22 protein-coding genes are annotated in these 17263 nt (G+C 68.2%); 17 read left to right on the top strand and 5 right to left on the bottom strand.

The window, feature by feature from the left end:
- The first annotated feature begins 97 nt into the window (after positions 1-97).
- From rsmD to AC069I_RS11025, 14 genes are all read left to right on the top strand, one after another.
- Positions 98-652, top strand: a complete 555-nt coding sequence (gene rsmD / locus AC069I_RS10960; protein WP_034323500.1) for a 16S rRNA (guanine(966)-N(2))-methyltransferase RsmD — start codon at positions 98-100, stop codon at positions 650-652.
- A 53-nt stretch (positions 653-705) separates the two neighbouring features.
- Positions 706-1188 carry a pantetheine-phosphate adenylyltransferase gene (coaD, locus tag AC069I_RS10965; protein WP_016336395.1) on the top strand — a complete coding sequence of 161 codons (483 nt, stop codon included), beginning with the start codon at positions 706-708 and terminating at the stop codon, positions 1186-1188.
- Between the two features lie 99 nt (positions 1189-1287).
- A complete protein-coding gene (locus tag AC069I_RS10970; RefSeq protein ID WP_478225725.1) occupies positions 1288-1980 on the top strand; it encodes a ribonuclease domain-containing protein in 693 nt (230 codons plus the stop codon).
- A gap of 69 nt (positions 1981-2049) precedes the next feature.
- Positions 2050-2565 carry an RNA polymerase sigma factor gene (locus AC069I_RS10975; RefSeq protein ID WP_478265303.1) on the top strand — a complete coding sequence of 172 codons (516 nt, stop codon included), beginning with the start codon at positions 2050-2052 and terminating at the stop codon, positions 2563-2565.
- On the top strand, positions 2565-3335 hold the full coding sequence (locus AC069I_RS10980) for a hypothetical protein (RefSeq protein ID WP_478265304.1): 771 nt from the start codon (positions 2565-2567) through the stop codon (positions 3333-3335). Before AC069I_RS10975 ends, AC069I_RS10980 begins: the two co-directional genes overlap by 1 nt.
- A gap of 126 nt (positions 3336-3461) precedes the next feature.
- On the top strand, positions 3462-4187 hold the full coding sequence (locus AC069I_RS10985) for a DivIVA domain-containing protein (RefSeq protein WP_034323487.1): 726 nt from the start codon (positions 3462-3464) through the stop codon (positions 4185-4187).
- A 268-nt stretch (positions 4188-4455) separates the two neighbouring features.
- Positions 4456-5073 carry a YceD family protein gene (locus AC069I_RS10990; RefSeq protein ID WP_478225722.1) on the top strand — a complete coding sequence of 206 codons (618 nt, stop codon included), beginning with the start codon at positions 4456-4458 and terminating at the stop codon, positions 5071-5073.
- A gap of 72 nt (positions 5074-5145) precedes the next feature.
- Positions 5146-5328: a 50S ribosomal protein L32 gene (rpmF, locus tag AC069I_RS10995; protein ID WP_005160412.1), complete on the top strand. Its 183-nt coding sequence runs from the start codon at positions 5146-5148 to the stop codon at positions 5326-5328.
- A gap of 15 nt (positions 5329-5343) precedes the next feature.
- Positions 5344-6090, top strand: coding sequence for a ribonuclease III (gene rnc, locus AC069I_RS11000; protein WP_034323482.1), 747 nt, complete (start codon positions 5344-5346; stop codon positions 6088-6090).
- Positions 6091-6201: 111 nt separating this feature from the next.
- On the top strand, positions 6202-7557 hold the full coding sequence (locus tag AC069I_RS11005) for a polysaccharide lyase 6 family protein (RefSeq protein WP_478265305.1): 1356 nt from the start codon (positions 6202-6204) through the stop codon (positions 7555-7557).
- 174 nt (positions 7558-7731) lie between these two features.
- Positions 7732-8592, top strand: a complete 861-nt coding sequence (mutM, locus tag AC069I_RS11010) for a bifunctional DNA-formamidopyrimidine glycosylase/DNA-(apurinic or apyrimidinic site) lyase (protein ID WP_478225720.1) — start codon at positions 7732-7734, stop codon at positions 8590-8592.
- A 67-nt stretch (positions 8593-8659) separates the two neighbouring features.
- Positions 8660-9100, top strand: a complete 441-nt coding sequence (locus tag AC069I_RS11015; RefSeq protein ID WP_034323476.1) for a helix-turn-helix domain-containing protein — start codon at positions 8660-8662, stop codon at positions 9098-9100.
- Entirely contained in the window at positions 9101-9664 is a 564-nt protein-coding gene (locus AC069I_RS11020) for a hypothetical protein (RefSeq protein WP_340683366.1), read from the top strand.
- A complete protein-coding gene (locus AC069I_RS11025) occupies positions 9661-10845 on the top strand; it encodes an MAB_1171c family putative transporter (RefSeq protein WP_478265306.1) in 1185 nt (394 codons plus the stop codon). Before AC069I_RS11020 ends, AC069I_RS11025 begins: the two co-directional genes overlap by 4 nt.
- Here the strand turns inward: AC069I_RS11025 and AC069I_RS11030 are convergent.
- From AC069I_RS11030 to AC069I_RS11045, 4 genes are read right to left on the bottom strand one after another with little or no spacing between them, the layout of a single operon-like run.
- Entirely contained in the window at positions 10842-11192 is a 351-nt protein-coding gene (locus tag AC069I_RS11030) for a DoxX family protein (protein WP_478231562.1), read from the bottom strand. The genes AC069I_RS11025 and AC069I_RS11030 overlap by 4 nt on opposite strands.
- Positions 11193-11219: 27 nt before the next feature.
- Positions 11220-11909: an ABC transporter permease gene (locus AC069I_RS11035; RefSeq protein ID WP_340683363.1), complete on the bottom strand. Its 690-nt coding sequence runs from the start codon at positions 11907-11909 to the stop codon at positions 11220-11222.
- Positions 11906-12793, bottom strand: a complete 888-nt coding sequence (locus tag AC069I_RS11040; protein ID WP_478225716.1) for an ABC transporter ATP-binding protein — start codon at positions 12791-12793, stop codon at positions 11906-11908. Before AC069I_RS11040 ends, AC069I_RS11035 begins: the two co-directional genes overlap by 4 nt.
- Positions 12790-13167: a GntR family transcriptional regulator gene (locus AC069I_RS11045; protein ID WP_034323460.1), complete on the bottom strand. Its 378-nt coding sequence runs from the start codon at positions 13165-13167 to the stop codon at positions 12790-12792. The genes AC069I_RS11040 and AC069I_RS11045 overlap by 4 nt, the downstream gene beginning before the upstream one ends.
- Positions 13168-13329: 162 nt before the next feature.
- Here AC069I_RS11045 and AC069I_RS11050 point away from each other — a divergent pair, with 162 nt between their 5' ends.
- The 3 genes from AC069I_RS11050 to aspS all read left to right on the top strand — a co-directional run bounded on the left by AC069I_RS11050 (position 13330) and on the right by aspS (position 16502).
- Entirely contained in the window at positions 13330-13653 is a 324-nt protein-coding gene (locus AC069I_RS11050) for a PadR family transcriptional regulator (protein ID WP_478225715.1), read from the top strand.
- A complete protein-coding gene (locus tag AC069I_RS11055; protein ID WP_478265307.1) occupies positions 13650-14897 on the top strand; it encodes a DUF1700 domain-containing protein in 1248 nt (415 codons plus the stop codon). Before AC069I_RS11050 ends, AC069I_RS11055 begins: the two co-directional genes overlap by 4 nt.
- A gap of 351 nt (positions 14898-15248) precedes the next feature.
- The gene (aspS, locus tag AC069I_RS11060) at positions 15249-16502 is read left to right on the top strand and encodes an aspartate--tRNA(Asn) ligase (protein ID WP_478265308.1); all 1254 of its coding nucleotides are present in this window, start codon (positions 15249-15251) and stop codon (positions 16500-16502) included.
- Positions 16503-16553: 51 nt separating this feature from the next.
- Here the strand turns inward: aspS and AC069I_RS11065 are convergent, their stop codons facing one another.
- Positions 16554-17078 carry a YflT domain-containing protein gene (locus AC069I_RS11065; RefSeq protein ID WP_034323444.1) on the bottom strand — a complete coding sequence of 175 codons (525 nt, stop codon included), beginning with the start codon at positions 17076-17078 and terminating at the stop codon, positions 16554-16556.
- Positions 17079-17263: the final 185 nt, after the last annotated feature.

Raw genomic sequence — 17263 nt, forward strand, 5'->3', positions numbered from 1 at the left:
CCTCCGAGGGCGAAGGACGACTCTACGCGAGCTGGGCGGCGGCTTCACCAAGTCCCGGCCAACGTCACGGCGGACGGCGTTGAGGCACGATGCACGCATGACCAGGATCGTGGCGGGGACCGCGGGCGGCAGGCGGCTGAAGGTCCCGCCGAAAGGCACGAGGCCCACGTCGGAACGCGTGCGCGAGGCGCTGTTCAACGCGCTGGAGGTCGCCGGCGAGCTCCAGGGTGCCCAGGTCCTCGACCTTTACGCCGGTTCGGGCGCGCTCGGGCTGGAGGCGTTGTCCCGCGGCGCGTCCGGCGCGCTGTTCGTCGAGTCGGACCGGCGCGCGGTAGAAGTGCTCAAGGGGAACGTCGCCGCGCTGGGGCTCGGCGGCGCGGTCCGGGCCGGGGCCGTCGAGTCCGTCGTGGCCGCGCCGGCGCCGGAAACGTTCGACATCGTCCTCGCCGATCCGCCCTACGCTGTGGATTCCACCCGTCTGGGGGAGGTCATGGCCGCGCTCGCGGCGGGCCGGTGGGTCACGGACGGCGCGCTGGTGGTGATCGAGCGGGCCGCTAGGGACGGCGAGCCGGACTGGCCGCCGGGCTTCGAGCCGATGCGGACGAAGCGCTACGGCGACACCGCGCTCTACTGGGCCGAATATCAGGTGTGACGCAGAACGCGCAGAACGCGCAGGACGATCCTCGCCTTGGTAGCGTCCGCGCCATGCGGCGTGCGGTCTGTCCCGGGTCCTACGACCCGGCCACCAATGGACATCTCGACATCATCGAGCGGGCGGCGAAGCTGTTCGACGAGGTCGTCGTCGCGGTGGGGGTGAACAAGAGCAAGAAGGGCCTGTTCACCACCGAGGAGCGGATGGACATGCTTCGCGAGATCACCGCGAAGCTGCCGAACGTCCGCGTCGACTCGTGGCAGGGACTCCTGGTCGACTACTGCCGCGAGAACGACATCATCGCGGTCGCGAAGGGGCTGCGATCGGTCAGCGACTTCGACTACGAGCTCCAGATGGCGCAGATGAACCGCGAGCTGACCGGGCTCGAAACGCTGCTGATGGCCAACAACCCGGCGTACGGATTCGTGTCGAGTTCGCTGGTCAAGGAGGTCACCGCGCTCGGCGGCGACATCGAGCACCTGGTGCCGCCGATAGTGTTCAAACGCCTCTCGGAGAAGTACTCCGAACGAGGTTGACCCGAACGGCCGAAGCCGTTGGTCGGGCGTTGGTGAGCGGGGATGAAGAGTTCATCTCGGCGCCTTCTGGTGAATACACGATCGGGTTACGGTCCGAAAATGACCAACAAACGATCGCGGATCGCCGCCGCGCTGCTCGTTCTGCTTGTCACGTTCTTCGGCGGGCTGAGTGCCGCGCAGGCCACGGCCGCCCCCGTCTCGGTCCAGCAGAACCCGTGCGGGGATCTCACCGGGTTCAAGCACGTGTCGCTGTCGTCGCTGCCCGCCGAGGCGACGACGACCTACGACCTCATCCAGAAGGGTGGCCCGTTCCCGTACCCGGACAAGGACGGCACGGTCTTCTCCAACCGCGAGAACATCCTCCCGAAGTGCGCGTCGGGCTACTACCGCGAGTACACGGTCCCGACACCGGGCTCGCCCGATCGCGGTGCGCGCCGCATCGTCACCGGTAACGCCGGTGAGCACTTCTACACCGCCGACCACTACAAGACCTTCTCCGTGATCGACGCCGACGGCACCCCGGCGCCGTCCTGCGGCGACACCTCGAAGCTGACGAAGATCGGCTACTCGACGCTGTCCTCCGCGGCGAAGTCCGTGGTGGACAAGGCTCGCGGCGGCGCGACCGGCACGGTCTACGAGAACCGCGAAGGTGTCCTGCCGTCGTGCGCTTCCGGCTACTACCAGCTGTTCCCGGTGGGCACGAGCGACCGCGTGATCTCCGGCAAGGGCGGTGAGATCGTCTATACGCCGGACCGCTACGCGACCTTCAAACTGGTGAACCTCGCCGGCTGATCCGCCCCCGTGCAACATTTCGTGCCTCCCCGTCCGTGAGATACACCGGAACACGGACGAGGAGGCACGATGCGGTCTGGGGATGACGCGAGCTTCAGGGAGTTCGCCAGGGACAAGGCGCTACCGCTCAGGCGGACGGCGTATCTGCTCTGCGGCGACTGGCATCTCGCGGAGGATCTGGTCCAAACCGCGCTCGTCAAGCTCTACCGGGTCTGGCCGAAGGTCCGCCGGAAAGGGCCCGTCGACAACTACACGAGGCAGATTCTGATGCGCTGCTGGCTCGACGAGCGGCGACGACCATGGCGGAGCAGAGAGAACCGCGACGGCGTCGTCCCCGAAGAGCCCGCCGTCCCGGCTGATACCGGGATCTCGGATTCGCTGCTTCGCGCCCTCGCCGAAGTTCCCCCGAAACAGCGCGCCGCCGTCGTGCTGCGCTACTGCGCCGATCTCCCGGTCGCGGAGGTCGCCGTCGCGCTGCGCTGTTCGGAAGGAACGGTCAGGAGCCAGGCCGCGCGAGGACTCGAAGTCCTCCGCGCGGCCCTGCAGGGACAGCACGACGAGGCTGTCTCCGGGAGGAGCGCGTGATGGACGAACTCGAAAACAGGCTGCGCGGGATCACATTGGCCGAGCCCCCGCTCGGTTTCGACCCGGACGAGGTCGCCGGGACGGCGGCGAAGAAGGCGCGGAATCGGCGAGGGATCCTCGCCACCGGGGCCGCGACGCTGGCGGTGATCGCGGCGGCGGTGGTGTTCGTGGCACCGGCGAACGAGCCGGTGGAAGTGGCGCCGGCCGCAGCGCCGCTCAGCCGGGCGGAGCAGAAGGCGCGTGATCTCCGGCATCTGAAGGAAGTGCTGCCGGGCATCCTGGTCGACGCCAAGGACATCGACGTCCGTGACTTCGTGCAGGTGAACGACTGGGACCTGATGACATCGGAGGTCAGGTACACCGACGCCGCCGGGGTGAAACGGCAGCTCAACCTGACCATCAGCGGTCCGGTGACCACAAAGGAGGGCTATCCCCGCGAAGGCCGCTGCGATCTGGGGAAGAGGGCCGATGCCATCGGGCCCGACCGGAAGCCGACGCGGTGCGAAGAGCTCGTGACCCCGGCCGGGATACCGGTGGTCATCTCCGAGACCACGCGCAAGAACCCGGATCAGGTGGGGGAGCCGACCGTGGTCGGCCAAGGCTTTTCCACCGGGAAGGTGGTCGGCCGCAGCGCGATCGCCTGGCCGTCGGGGGGAGGTTCGGTCAACGTGATCGACCTCGGTTCGTGGGATTCGCCGGACGCCGGACCGGCGCTCACCGACGAGCAATTGATCAAGCTCGTCACCGACCCGGCCTTCACCTTCCGGTGATCATGGCGCGCGGTACCGGCGGGGACACGCCCGGTACCGCGCGCTTTCACCCCTTACGGCGGTGATGAGGGCAAACTGATCTCAGGGAATGTGGGGATCGCTGTAGCAGTAGGTAGGGAGTGGGCCGTGTACCGGGTTTTCGAGGCGCTCGACGAGCTCGTCACCATCGTGGAGGAAGCCCGCGGCGTGCCGATGACCTCCAGTTGTGTCGTCCCGCGTGGGGACACCCTGGAACTGCTCGACGACATCCGCGACGCGCTGCCGGGCGAGGTGGACGACGCCCAGGACGTCCTGGACAAACGTGATCAGCTGATCCAGACCGCCCGCACCGAAGCGGCGGAGACGATCACCACGGCGAACACCGAGGCCGACCGCACGGTCGCCGACGCGCAGGCCGAGGCCGAGCGCATCCTCGCCGACGCCCGCGCCCGCGCCGAGCAGATGATGAGCGACGCGCACGCCGAGGCCGAGCGCATGGTCGCCGCCGGGCAGGCCGAGTTCCAGAACCTCACCGACCGCTCCCGCGCGGAGTCGGAGCGGATGATCCAGGCGGGCCGAGACGCCTACGAGCGCGCCATCGAGGACGGCCGCGCCGAACAGGCCCGGCTCGTCGCCCAGACCGAGGTCGTCCAGGCCGCGCACGGCGAGGCGGCCCGCATCGTCGACGAGGCGCACGTCGAGGCCGACAAGCAGCGCGGCGACTGCGACGCCTACGTCGACGGGAAGCTTGCCGAGTTCTCCGAACTGCTGGCGACCACGCTGCGGACGGTCGACTCCGGGCGCAACCACCTGCGGTCCCCGGTCAACCTGCCGGGCAACAGCCGGACGTCGCTGTACGACTACCAGTCCTGATCGCTCAAGTACATGAAGGCCCCCTCCACGCGCTAGAGCCGGCTCGGGAACCCTGCGACACCAGTTCGACAGCTGTTCATCGCCCATGCCAGCGGCGGCGCTCGACGAACTTTCGCCACCGCACCGCGCCGCGCTGCTGGTTCATTTGGCAACGGAGGTGGTGAAGGCCTCCTTCCTTACCTTGAGGGTAGGTAAGGAGGCCTTCACGGCACTTCCGAGCTCCGGCCGCCCGAAAGTGAGTGGCGGTACCTGCGTACCCTGGTGACCGATGTCTGAGAACAAGTCGCCGCAGGCCAGGCCTGCGCAACTGGACGACCGGAACCCGTGGGTGCTCGACACCCGCGAACTCGGCCGTCACGCCGGCCTGAGCAAGGCCGTCCAACGGTCGATCCCCGTCGAGACCGCGCTCGGTGTGCCCGACGTCATCACCATCGACGCCGGTTCCACCCTCGGACTCGACCTGATGCTCGAGTCCGTCGTCGAGGGTGTGCTCGTCAGCGGCACGGCGTCCGCCGTCGCGACGGGGCACTGCTCGCGGTGCCTCGACCCGATCACCGAGGACGTCGAGGTCGACCTGACCGAGCTCTTCGCCTACCCCGGCTCCGCGACCGAGGAGACCACCGACGAGGACGAGATCCCGCGCCTGGTGGACGACCGGATCGACCTCGAGCCGACGGTCCGTGACGCGGTGGTGCTGGCACTGCCGCTGGCCCCGCTGTGCGCCGAGGACTGCCGGGGACTGTGCACCGAATGCGGTGTCAAGTGGGCCGATCTCGAGCCCGGGCACGGGCATGAGAAGATAGACCCTCGGTGGGCCGCGCTGGTCGATCGTTTCGATGACGAAACGGGCGATGACCAGGCCGATGGCCCCGGAAAGCAAGCCTGACGAGCACCAGCTCGTTCCGGAGAAGCAAGTTCGCTCGCGACCGCGGGCAGACCGTCTGAAGGAGATCTACTCGTGGCCGTCCCGAAGCGGAAGATGTCGCGATCCAACACCCGCGCGCGCCGCAGCCAGTGGAAGGCGGCTCCGGTTCAGCTGGTGCCCTGCTCCAACCGCGCCTGCAAGCAGCCGAAGCTCCAGCACATCGCGTGCCCGGCCTGCGGCCAGCACAACGGTCGCCAGGTCGTCGAGCCCGCCTGATCGGCAGCTGACGACATGGGGGGCAAATCTGCCGGTGGACCACCCGCGGACCCCGCACCACTGCTCGAAGCTCTCGGGATCACGATCGAACCCGAGCTGCTGACGCTGTCGCTGACCCACCGTTCTTATGCCTATGAGAACGGTGGGTTGCCGCCGAACGAGCGTTTGGAGTTCCTCGGCGACGCGGTGCTGGGCCTGGTCGTCACCGACCACCTCTACAACACCCATCCCGAACTGGCCGAGGGACAGCTCGCGAAGCTCCGGGCCAGCGTGGTCAACATGCACGCGCTGGCCAGGGTCGCGCGCGGCCTCGGTGAGGGCGGGCTGGGCAAGCACCTGTTGCTGGGCAAGGGCGAAGAGCTCACCGGCGGCCGGGACAAGGCGAGCATCCTCGCCGACGGGCTCGAAGCCGTCATCGGCGCCGCGTACCAGCAGCACGGCATCGACGTCGCGCGCAAGCTCGTGCACCACCTGTTCGACGACCTGCTCGCCGAGGCGCCGCTGCGTGGCGCCGGCCTGGACTGGAAGACCAGCCTCCAGGAGCTGACGGCGTCGGCCGGGCTCGGCGTGCCCGAGTACAAGGTCGAGGACACCGGGCCCGATCACCGCAAGGAGTTCAGCGCCACCGTCCTCGTCGGCGGGCGTGAACTCGGCTACGGCTCGGGAACGACCAAGAAGGAAGCCGAGCAGAAGGCCGCCGAGACGGCCTGGCGACAGCTTTCGGCCGAGCTCGACGTCGACCAGCCGCCGAAGACGACCTGAGTCCTCCTCAGCGGGACGGTTCGTTGACGCACGAGCCGGTGAATCAGTAACGTCATCGCAGTCCGCCGCCACTGACGCGACCGTTCAGGTCGCCCGTCGAGAGGTCGGCGGATGCGTGTTCTCTGCCTTGTCACAGCGACGGCTTTGGCGCTGGTGACAGGTCCTGCCACTGCTTCGGGTGCTCAGGTCGTCCGGGTGACGTCGCTGAGCGCGTTGCAGTCCGCGATCGACAAGGCCGCTCCCGGCGACGAGATCCGGCTGGCCGACGGCAGCTATTCGGCGGGTTCGGCCATCGCGATCAAACGGTCGGGGACGGCGAACGCGCCGATCACGATCACCGCGGAACACGTCGGCAAGGCCGAGATCAAGGGATCGATGGGGTTCTCGTTCTCCTCCGGGGCCTCGCATGTCGTGCTGCGCGGGTTCAAGCTCCGGCACGGTGGATCGCTGAGCGTGCCGGTGGGCAGCACGCACAACCGGCTGACCAGGCTCGACGTCCAGCTCACCGGCGGCGGCAACTGGGTCACCCTCAACGGCGACGACACCGAGTTCGACCACAACGTGCTGCAGAACCGCACCACCCAAGGTGTCTTCCTCCAGGTGCTCGGCCCGGCGAAGGACATGGCGAAGCGGGTGCATGTGCACCACAACCACTTCTCCAACCACGGGTTCACCGGTGCGAACGGTGGCGAGTCGATCCGGTTCGGGCTGAGCCACCACCAGAAGTACAAGGCGGGCGGGATCGTCGAGTACAACCTGTTCGAGAAGGCCGACGGGGATTCCGAGGCGATTTCCGTGAAGTCGTCGGACAACGTCATCCGGTACAACACGATCCGCGACAGCCGCGGTTTCCTCGTGCTGCGCCACGGCGATCGCAGCGTGGTGGAGGGGAACATCCTGCTGGGCCGGTCCGGGATCCGCTTCCACGGCAACGACCACAAGATCGTCAACAACTACGTGCACACCACGGCGAACCGCGGGATCGTCTTCGGCTCGGGCAACGAGGCGGACAGCGGACCGGACAGCAAACTCCACGACCGGCCCGACCGGGTCGTGGTCGCGTACAACACCGTCGTCGGGACCACGGACGTCGTCCACGGCGACGGCGGTGACTTCAAACCCAAGGACTGCGTGCTCGCGAACAACGTCCTGCAGGGGACGGGAAAGCTCGTGACCATGCCGGGCGGTTCGGTCGTGAAGTACGAGGGGAACATCGCCTGGGGCGGGCCGGCGGGGATGCCGTCCGGGTACCGGTCGGTCGACCCGAAGCTGGTGCGGGACGGGTTGTACCGCCTGTCGTCCGGGAGCCCCGCGGTCGACGCCGGTGTCGGTTCCTACCCGTACGCGGGCACGGATTTCGATCTGCAGAAGCGATCCGGGAAGTACGACGTCGGGGCCGACGAGCTGCTGCCGGGCGGGGCGCGGAAGGCTCTGACGAAGGCGGATGTCGGGCCGCTCGCCCCCTGACCCCGCTCCATACCGGTACCTCGCCCGCTTTACGCGCCGCGGTGGCGACCGTGGCGGCGGCGAAGGTAGCGAAGGCCTCCTTCCCTACCTTCAGGGTAGGTAAGGAGGCCTTCACGGACCGAACCCACGAGCCACTCACGAGGTGATACGAGGGCCGATGGGAGAATCGACGGCATGCCCGAACTCCCCGAGGTCGAGGTGGTCCGTGCCGGGCTCGAGGCGCATGTCTCCGGCCGGACGATCACCGAGGTCGAAGTTCTCCACGCCCGCGCGATCCGCCGCCACGAACTCGGCGCCGAGGACTTCGGCGGACGGCTTTCCGGGGTGAAGATCACCGCCGCCCGCCGACGCGGCAAGTATCTCTGGCTGGAGCTCTCCGACGGCCAGGCCATGCTCGCGCACCTCGGCATGAGCGGTCAGATGCTCGTCCAGCCCGAGGGCGCACCCGACGAGAAGCACCTTCGCGTGCGGTTCCGCTTCGCCGACAACGGGCCGGAGTTGCGCTTCGTCGACCAGCGGACCTTCGGAGGGCTCGCGCTCGCGGAACTCACCGAAGTCGATGGGACGGCCTTGCCGGGCACCATCGCGCATATCGCCCGCGACCCGATGGATCCGCGGTTCGACCTCGATCAGGCCGTCCGCGCGCTGCGGTCGAGGCGGACCGAGCTCAAACGCGCCCTGCTCGACCAGACCCTCGTCTCCGGGATCGGCAACATCTACGCCGACGAGGCGCTCTGGCGGTCCAAGCTCCACTGGGCCCGCCCGACCGACAGGCTCACCGCCGCCCATGGCCGCGCCGTGCTCACCGCCGCCAGCGACGTGATGGCCGAGGCGCTGGTCGCCGGCGGGACGTCGTTCGACGCGCTTTACGTCAACATCAACGGCGAGTCCGGCTACTTCGACAGGTCACTCGACGCCTACGGCCAGGAAGGACTGCCCTGTGGCCGGTGCGGGACGGCCATCCGGCGCGACCCCTTCATGAACCGGTCGTCGTTCTCCTGCCCGCGATGCCAGCCGAAGCCGCGCGCGAGGTGAAAACTGTCGTGTACGCCGTGGGCGTCGCGTCAACTAGCATGAACGGGCACGACATGTAGGGAGTGGGATGGTGGCCGCGACCGAGCCCGGTAAGACGACGCTCGCCGAGAAGATCGACAAGCTGTTCCAGATCGTGCTGAGACCCGATCGCGAGCCGTACAGCCACGAGGAGGTCGCCAAGGCCTGCCGCGAGGCGACCGGCGAGAGCTTCTCGACGACGTACCTGTGGCAATTGCGCACGGGGCGTCGCGACAATCCGACGAAACGCCATCTCGAGGCGCTCGCGCAGTTCTTCGGCGTCTCGCCCGCGTACTTCTTCGACGACGAGCAGAGCGCCAAGATCGCCGAGGAACTCGCGCTCCTCGGCGCCCTTCGCGACGCCGGTGTCCGCGACGTCGCGCTGCGGGCCGTAACGCTTTCCCCCGACGGACTCGACACCATCAGCGACATGATCGACGCGATCGCCCGCAGGGAATCCGGACGGGGCGGCCCGAAGAAGGAGTCGTGAGTGGACCGCCGTCGTAAGGAGTTGTGGCGCCGCTGCCGGAGTCTCGCCGACGGCGTCACCCTTCCCGAACCCTTCGACGCCGAGTCCTTCGTCGCGGACCTGGCGGCCGAACGCGGCCGCCCCATCGAATTGATGCAGGTCAGCGTTCCTTCCAGCGGCCCGTGCGGGCTGCTGATGAGCACGGAACGCGCGGACTACATCCTGTATCCGACCAACACCACCGCGCTGCACCGGCGGCACATCCTGCTGCACGAGGTCGGCCACCTCTTGTGCGGCCACGTCGGCTCGGACGCCGGGGCCGACGGGATCGTGCTCGACGCCGCCGCGGGAAAGACCCTCATGCCGAACCTGTCACCCGAACTCGTCCGCCGTGTCCTCGGCCGCACGAGCTACAGCGCCGTCGAGGAGCAGGAGGCCGAACTGCTCGCCAGCCTCCTCGCGCACCGTGTCGCGCGGACCGTGATGCGCGGCGCCGCGCGTCCCGACGAGAGCGGGAGCGATCTCGCCGGCGGGATGGCGAGGGTCGACGACCTCTTCGGCAGCCGGAAACGGCGCCTGCCGTGACCGAAACCATCGCGTACCTCTGCTGCGTGGTGGCTTTCGCGGGCTTCGGCTACAAACTGATCCAGGCCCGCCACACCCAGCCGGCGCGGCGGATGTGGTTCCTCTCCGCCTTCGGGATGTGCATCGCGGGCGGCATCATGCTGCTCACCCCGGCCATGGAGAACGCCGTCGGCGTGGAAGAACCCATGGGCAGCCTCCTGAACCTCGGGGCGGACCTGCTCAAGATCGGCGCGATGGCGTTCGCGGTCGCGTTCGCGCGTTCGCTGAAACTGGGGGAGGGCAAGCGGATCGGGTGGCACGCGGTGCTTTCCTGGGCCGTGGTGGTTGCCGAAACCGCGCTCTTCTTCCTGTCCGACAGCTACCGGGTAGGCGACCACACCGCAGCCGGTCCGGGCAGGCTCGGCTTGTTCGTCGCGTACAACGTCCTTTTCCTCGTCTACGGCCTGATCAGCCTGCTGACCTTCTCCATCGTCTTCGCCCGTTTCGCGCGTCATGCCGATCCCGGCCCGCTTCGCATCGGGCTGTGGCTGCTCGTCGGTGGCGGGGTTTCCGCGCTGGGCTGGACATTCTGGGACGTCGACGACATCTGCATCCTCGCCACCACCGGTGCGGTCGACGCCGGTGAGGACACGTTCTCGGCGATCCTGGCGGCGCTGAGCGTCGGGCTCGCCGGGGCGGGCGCGACGCTCAGCGTGTGGGGGCCCGCGCTGGCCACGCCGTTCCGGCTGATCGGCGCGTACCGGACGTATCGCCGGATCGAACCGCTGTGGGCCGCGCTGCGCGAAGCCGTCCCGGGAATCGCGCTGGATCCAGGCCCCGGTATGCCGGGTGGCGTCGAATTCGCCTTGTACCGCAGGGTCATCGAGATCCGGGACGGCCATCTCGCGCTGCGGCCCTACTTCGATCCGGACGTCCCGCCGGTCGCGGAAGCCGAAGCACGCGAGGCGAAGGTCCCCGAAGCCCGGATCGCCGCGACGATCGAGGCCGCGGCCTTGGCCGCCGCGCTCGTCGCCGCCGAGGCGGGCCGCCGGTACGCCCCCGACGACGTTCCGGCGACCTACCTCGACGAGCCGGACATCGCCACCGAAGCGGCGTGGCTGGTGGAGGTCACGCGAGCCTGGCGGCGGTCCATTGTGGTCGGACGCATTCGCGAACGGACCCGGGAAACCCTTACGGTCTAAGCAATGATCGCGGTGACGGCGGCCGCCGCCGAGACCAGCGCGAGCCAGACCGGCGGGGCGACGTCCTTGATCCCGTCGCCCGCCCGCACGTGCGAGACCACCGCCCCGATCAGCAACGCCACCAGGCCGATCGCCGCCGCGACCCCGAGCGGCCGCCAGAAGAACCCGGCCACCAGACCCGCCGCCCCCGCGAGTTCGAGCGCGCCGATCCCCTGGATCGCCCGGACCGAGAAGCCGAGCCTCTCGGTCCGGGAGACCAACGCCGGCTGACGCAGGACCTTCGCCACCCCCAGTACGGCGAAGATCGCGGCCAGCAGCACCGACAGCACCACATGAGTCACGGCCATTACGGAACTCCTTGGTGTTGAAGGACTTCAGACGGTGACGCGGCGCATCGTCGCGAACCCGCCCGCCCCGGCGAGGCAGACCAGCAGCGCGATCACCCCGGTCACGCCGCCGACGGTCAGCGTGCTGAAGAACGTGCCGAGTTTCGGCCAGGAATCGGTCCAGCTGAGCAGCAGCACCCCGCCTACCAGTATCAGGACCTGCGCGGCGGTGAACAGGGTCACGCCCAGGACCGCGGCGCGCCGGTAGATCAGGCCGTACCACATGCCGTAGACGAACATCAGCGTCAGCAGCACGAACGACGTGAGCAGGGTCAGGTACCAGGAACCGTCGAGCAGCCAGGGCACCCGGAAGTAGTTGAGGCCGAGTCCCCAGCCGCCGGTCGCGTTCTCGATCGCCTGGAACACGACGATCCCCACCGCGTACAGCGCGGACAGCCCGGCGACCAGGAGGATCGTGCCCAGATAGTACGACCGCCTCGACACGCCCAGCGCGAGCCCGAACGGCAGCGACTTCGTCATGCTCAAGGCACCGCAGACGAACATGAACACGTACAGCGTGAACAGGCCGCCGGAGTAGTTCTCCTCGGGTGTCTCGGGGATCACCGCGAAGATGGTGAGATTCACCAGGAACGCGAAGAACGTGACGCCGACCGGGAGGACCAGGAACTGGAGCCGGTCCACCAGGTGGTAGCGCGCGACGTTGACCAGGGTGTTCATGCGGACGCCTCCTCTGCGGCCTGTCCGTTGGAGGTGTGCACCATCAGTTGCTGCAAGGAAAGCGGCTCGAGTTTCAGGTGCAGGGCCGTCGCCTTCGCCTTCGAAGCGGCGTCGAGCGCGTCGGCGACGGTGACCGAAGCCCGCGAACCGATCTTGCGGCGGTGCAACACCCGGCGCCCGGTGACGAAGTCGTCCACCGCGAGGGCGGGACCCGAGACCGTGACGGCCGAGCCGCGCAGTTCGTCGGCCGCCGCGTCGAGGACGACGCGGCCCTTGTCGATCATCACCACGTGCTCCAGCAGATCGGCCACTTCGTCGATCAGGTGCGTGGAGAGCAGGATCGTGCGCGGATGGGCCGAGTAGTCGTCGAGCAACCGGTCGTAGAACAGTTGGCGCGCGACGGCGTCGAGACCCGCGTACGGCTCGTCGAGCAGCGTGAGTTCCGCTCGCGCCGCGAGTCCGATCGTGATGGACAGCGCCGAGCGCATCCCTCGCGAGAGCTTCTTGATCGGGCGCTTCGTCGGCAGGTCGAAATCGCGGAGCAGCGTGTCGGCGAGTTCCGCGTCCCAGTTCGGATAGAACCACGACGCGGCCGAAAGCGCGTGCCGCACCTTGAAATCCGGGAACTGCTGGTCTTCGCGGACGAGCACCAGGCGCTTCAGCACCCGCTCGTTTTCCACCGGGCTCTCGCCGAACACGCGGACCGAGCCCGCGGTGGCGAACTCCTGCGCGGTGACGATGCGCAGGAAGGTGCTCTTGCCCGCGCCGTTGCGGCCCAGCAGGCCGGTGATCTTGCCTTCTTCGATGTCGACCGAGACATCGCCGAGCGCGAGATGGTCGCCGTAGCGCCGGGTCAGGCCGGTGGTCGAAATGGTCGGCGTCATGCGGCGGGTCCTCCGTTCCGGTGTCCGTTCCCGCGGATGAGCGAGATCAGGGTTTCGTCGTCGATGCCGAGGCGTCGCGCTTCGCTGAGCATCGGGTCGAGGTACTGCTCGGCGAACCGTTGCCGCCGGTCGGTGAGCAGCTTCTGCCGCGCCCCGGCGGCGACGAACATGCCGATACCGCGCCGCTTCTCGAGCAGGCCGTCATCGGCGAGCACGTTGATCCCCTTGGCCGCCGTCGCCGGATTGATCCGGTAGAAGGCGGCGAGTTCGTTGGTTGACGGCACGCGTTCCCCCTCGGCCAGGCTTCCCTCGGCGATGTCGTCGGCGATCTGTTCGGCGATCTGCACGAACAGGGGTGTTCCTTCGTCGAGCACGACACCTCCGTCCCCAGTCTTCGAGCACCTCATTGGTGCGGTGGTTCATTACTGGACTAAGTAACCCATGAACCACCCCTTCGACGCAAGTCGCCTCCGCCGTGCGCACTACTGTGCAATGCGTGGTACCTTCTGTTGCGTAAGACTGGGAGGGACGCGACTGTGGAGATCAGTCAGCTACTAAAAGGCGTGCTGGACCTCGCCGTTCTCGCGGTGCTTCGCGGAGAGGACGGCTACGGCTACGACGTGCTCCGAAGACTTCGCATCGCGGGGTTGCAGGAAGTGGGTGACGCTTCGGTGTACGGGACTCTTCGGCGCCTGTACAAGGCAGGCCTGCTGACGTCCTATGTGGTGCCGAGCGAGGAAGGCCCGCACCGCAAGTACTACAGCCTCAACGAGCCGGGTCGCCAGCGGCTCGAAGAGTCGGGGCAGACCTGGCGCACTTTCGCCACGACGATGAACAGCCTGTTGGGAGAGGCAGTATGAGCACGCAGAATCCGACCGCCGTGCGGGTGTATCTGGCGAGGGTCAGGAGCGCGCTCGCCGACCTGCCGGAGAGTGAAGTCGAGGAGATCCTTGAAGACGTCCGGCCTCATCTCGCCGAGATGGAGGCGGAACTGGGGGACAATCCCAAGGTCGAAGCCTTGATCGAGCGTCTTGGCAGCCCGGAGAGCTACGCCGCCGAGCTGCGGGCGTCCGGTGGCTACCCGCCGCGTCCGCCCGACGCGGGCGGCAAAACCACCGTGCTGAAGGCGAAGACCGGGATCGGCGGAGCGCGGTTCGCGTTCTGGGGCCTGCTGTTCTCGGTCTGCGGCTTCGCGTTGTTCGGCTTCGCGGCCGCGGTGTGGGTCCGGGTGGATCCGTTGCTGGGCCTGCTTTTCGTCGCGCCCGTGCTCGCGATCAGCGTCGCCTACGTGGTCCGCAACGGCGTCGCCCCCATCGCGGAACTGCCTGAAGTGGCCAAGCTCCGCGAGATCGCGAACTCGTTCCAGAACGACCGGAACAGCAAGGGGCTCGCCTACTTCCGCATGCTCAAGCCGGCGTGGTGGCTACTGTGCGCGGCGGTACTGGTCATCTTCGGCTTGTTGCTCGTGCTCCGCGACACCGAAGCCGTGCTGCTCATGCCGCTGATGCTGTTGGCGGCCGTGGCGGTGGTCTGGGCAGGCTCGAAGCTGAAGACCGACCGGCGGCTGCTGTGGCTGGCCGTGCCGATTTCGGCGTTCGTCGTCGGCAGCATGCTCGGCGGTGCGGGCGCGGCGGTCGACCTGATTGCGAAGCGGTCCTACGGTGGCGGCTCCTACAACAGCGGTTACACGCCCAACTACAACGACAACTATGGCAATCCGCAGTTGATGTACGGCAGCCAGGAGGTGGAGAACATCTACGCGTTCGACGCCGAGGGCAAACCGCTGACCGAGATCTACCTCTACGACGAGGACGGCCGTCCGCTCAGCACGACCAGGTACGCCTGTGAGCGCAGCACGGGCGAGAAGCGGAAGGCCGGCGACGACAACCGCTACCCGCGTCCGCGGGTCGAGCGAGGAGTCCGGGACAGCGAAGGAAACCTCGACGGCTACAACGGTTCGCACGGTTACTGTCTGGAAAGGACGGACGTGCCCTTCAGCGCGGCGATCCCCAAGGCCGTGCCGGTGCCGCCGACTTCTCAGGCCGCTCCGCCGTCGTCCACCTCGGTGGCACCGCCGTCGAACTCCACCCAGCCGACGCGCTAGGTGGCCCGGGTGGAGGCGGACGCCGGGGGCCGCCTCCACCCGAAATGCGGATGCGGGGGAGACCCCGGGAGACGTAACCTCCGGGGCAACGCGTCGACGGAGACGAGTAGCCGAGGGACCACGCGAGCCCCAGAGAGCCGCCGGTAGCTGGGAAGGCGGCCTCGTGCCTTCGGTGAAGACCCTCCCGAGTGCGGGGAGGAACGGCGTCCGCGCCCCATGCCCCGCCGTCCGGCCCTCGTCACGGGCCTTCGAGGCCGCCGTTCCCTGGCGGCGGCGAAAGTGCGGTGGTACCGCGAGTTCCCTTCTCGCCCGCACTCCCAAGGGGTCGCGCACATCCGTACAGGAGTTGTGATGATCTCGCGTGTCCTCGCCGCCGACCTGCCCCGGCACGTCGGCGGCCGTGTCCGCATCGCCGGCTGGGTGCACCGCCGGCGCCGCCTGAAAACCGTCACCTTCCTGGTGATCCGGGACCGTTCCGGACTCGTCCAGGTGGTCCTCGCCGAATCCGGTGGCCCGCCCGAGGAAACCGTCGTCGAGGTCGAGGGGCTCGTCACCGCGAATCCGCAGGCGCCGGGCGGCGTCGAACTCACGGAGCCGTCCGTCAGGCTGCTTTCCGAACCGGCCGAACCACCGCCGTTCGACCTCTACCGGCCCTCGGTCCCGGCGGCGTTGCCCACGGTACTGGACAACGCCGCCGTCGCGCTGCGGCATCCGCGGCTGAAGGAGGCTTTCACGGTCGCGGCGGCGAGCGTCGCCGGGTTCCGGTCGGTACTGGACGGACTCGGGTTCACCGAAACCCATACGCCCAAGATCGTTTCGTCGGCCACGGAATCCGGCGCGAACGTCTTCGGTATCGACTACTTCGGCGAACGGGCCTTTCTGGCGCAGTCGCCCCAGTTCTACAAGCAGGCCCTGGTCGGGGTCTTCGAACGGGTCTACGAGGTCGGCCCGGTCTTCCGCGCCGAACCGCACGACACCGCGCGGCATCTGGCGCAGTACACCAGCCTCGACGCCGAACTCGGTTTCATCGACGACCACCACGACGTCATGACGGTGCTGCGGGAGGCCATCGCCGGGATGGCCGCCGCGGTTCCGCAGGCGGAAGTCGTGGTGCCGGAGGAGATTCCGGAGATCCACTTCGCGGAAGCCCAGGAGCTGATCGCATGGCTGCCGGGCGAGGACCCTTGTGGCGAGCCCGACCTCGCGCCCGCGCACGAGCGGCTGCTTTCGGAGTGGGCGCTGCGCGAACACGGATCGGAATTCCTGTTCGTCACCGGCTATCCGATGGTGAAGCGGCCGTTCTACACGCATCCGGACCCGGCGCGGCCCGAGTACTCCAACAGTTTCGACCTGCTTTTCCGTGGGCTGGAACTGGTGACCGGCGGGCAGCGGCTGCATCGGCACGCGGACTATGTCGCCGCGCTGGCGGCGCGCGGTGAGTCCGCCGAGCCGTACCAGGACTACCTGGCGGTTTTCGCGTATGGGATGCCGCCGCACGGCGGGTTCGCGCTCGGTCTCGAACGCTGGACGGCCCGGCTGCTCGGGCTGCCCAACGTCCGCCAGGCGACGCTGTTCCCGCGTGACCTGCACCGCCTGACCCCGTAAAGCCACGAGCCGGCACCTCGTGCTGAGGTGCCGGCTCGCGTGGGGTGAGGCTCAGTGGTTGAACGCGCTCCTGGCGGCCAGGTCGGCCAGCAGGGCGCGGCCCTTCTCGGCGTTGCGCGGCTGGGCCAGGACGTCGTAACGCCGGGCGACCAGCTGGCTCTGCGAGATGAACCCGCGCTTGTTCTTCGAAGCCGCGTATCCCAGCGCGCCGAACAGCAGGTTGAACCCGATACCGCCGACTAGGCCGACGAGGATCGGCACCAGCCCGGCGCCCGGGTTCAGCAGGCTCAGCACGAGGCCGAGGAACATACCGAACATCGCGCCCGACAGCGCCGAGCTGGTCAGCACCTTGCTCCAGCCCATCCGTCCGGCGATCCGCTCGACCAGGACCGGCTCGACACCGACGATCGTGACGTCCGTGATCGGGAAGTCCGTTCCCGCGAGGTGGTCGACGGCACGCTGCGCTTCGGAGTACGACTCGTACGAGCCGATCGGCCACCCACTGGGCATCGTCGGGAGCTGAGCCCGCCCCTGGGGCTCGGTGAACGTGGTCTGCTGCGTGAATGCCTGTGTCATTCCTTCTCACCTCTCTTGATCCGTACAACGTCCCGGATGCGCGGATCTCCTCCCGGTGCGGCGGGATTCACAGCATCTTCTCAGCCGGGCATCGCAGACAATCCGCCCAGGGATCAACTACGGTGAGCAATGGATAACGAATCAGACCATTGGACAAGTTGACCGCATCCGGTCTACCCGGTAGG

This window comes from Amycolatopsis sp. NPDC043885, from assembly GCF_056435685.1.

Coding starts and splice junctions, on each gene's coding strand:
- AC069I_RS10990 (WP_478225722.1), top strand. CDS start 4,456: ATGTCTGAGAACAAGTCGCCGCAGGCCAGGCCTGCGCAACTGGACGAC.
- AC069I_RS10970 (WP_478225725.1), top strand. CDS start 1,288: ATGACCAACAAACGATCGCGGATCGCCGCCGCGCTGCTCGTTCTGCTT.
- AC069I_RS11005 (WP_478265305.1), top strand. CDS start 6,202: ATGCGTGTTCTCTGCCTTGTCACAGCGACGGCTTTGGCGCTGGTGACA.
- AC069I_RS11015 (WP_034323476.1), top strand. CDS start 8,660: ATGGTGGCCGCGACCGAGCCCGGTAAGACGACGCTCGCCGAGAAGATC.
- AC069I_RS11035 (WP_340683363.1), bottom strand. CDS start 11,909: ATGAACACCCTGGTCAACGTCGCGCGCTACCACCTGGTGGACCGGCTC.
- AC069I_RS11055 (WP_478265307.1), top strand. CDS start 13,650: ATGAGCACGCAGAATCCGACCGCCGTGCGGGTGTATCTGGCGAGGGTC.
- rnc (WP_034323482.1), top strand. CDS start 5,344: ATGGGGGGCAAATCTGCCGGTGGACCACCCGCGGACCCCGCACCACTG.
- AC069I_RS11040 (WP_478225716.1), bottom strand. CDS start 12,793: ATGACGCCGACCATTTCGACCACCGGCCTGACCCGGCGCTACGGCGAC.
- AC069I_RS11065 (WP_034323444.1), bottom strand. CDS start 17,078: ATGACACAGGCATTCACGCAGCAGACCACGTTCACCGAGCCCCAGGGG.
- aspS (WP_478265308.1), top strand. CDS start 15,249: ATGATCTCGCGTGTCCTCGCCGCCGACCTGCCCCGGCACGTCGGCGGC.
- rsmD (WP_034323500.1), top strand. CDS start 98: ATGACCAGGATCGTGGCGGGGACCGCGGGCGGCAGGCGGCTGAAGGTC.
- mutM (WP_478225720.1), top strand. CDS start 7,732: ATGCCCGAACTCCCCGAGGTCGAGGTGGTCCGTGCCGGGCTCGAGGCG.
- AC069I_RS10980 (WP_478265304.1), top strand. CDS start 2,565: ATGGACGAACTCGAAAACAGGCTGCGCGGGATCACATTGGCCGAGCCC.
- AC069I_RS10975 (WP_478265303.1), top strand. CDS start 2,050: ATGCGGTCTGGGGATGACGCGAGCTTCAGGGAGTTCGCCAGGGACAAG.
- coaD (WP_016336395.1), top strand. CDS start 706: ATGCGGCGTGCGGTCTGTCCCGGGTCCTACGACCCGGCCACCAATGGA.
- AC069I_RS11030 (WP_478231562.1), bottom strand. CDS start 11,192: ATGGCCGTGACTCATGTGGTGCTGTCGGTGCTGCTGGCCGCGATCTTC.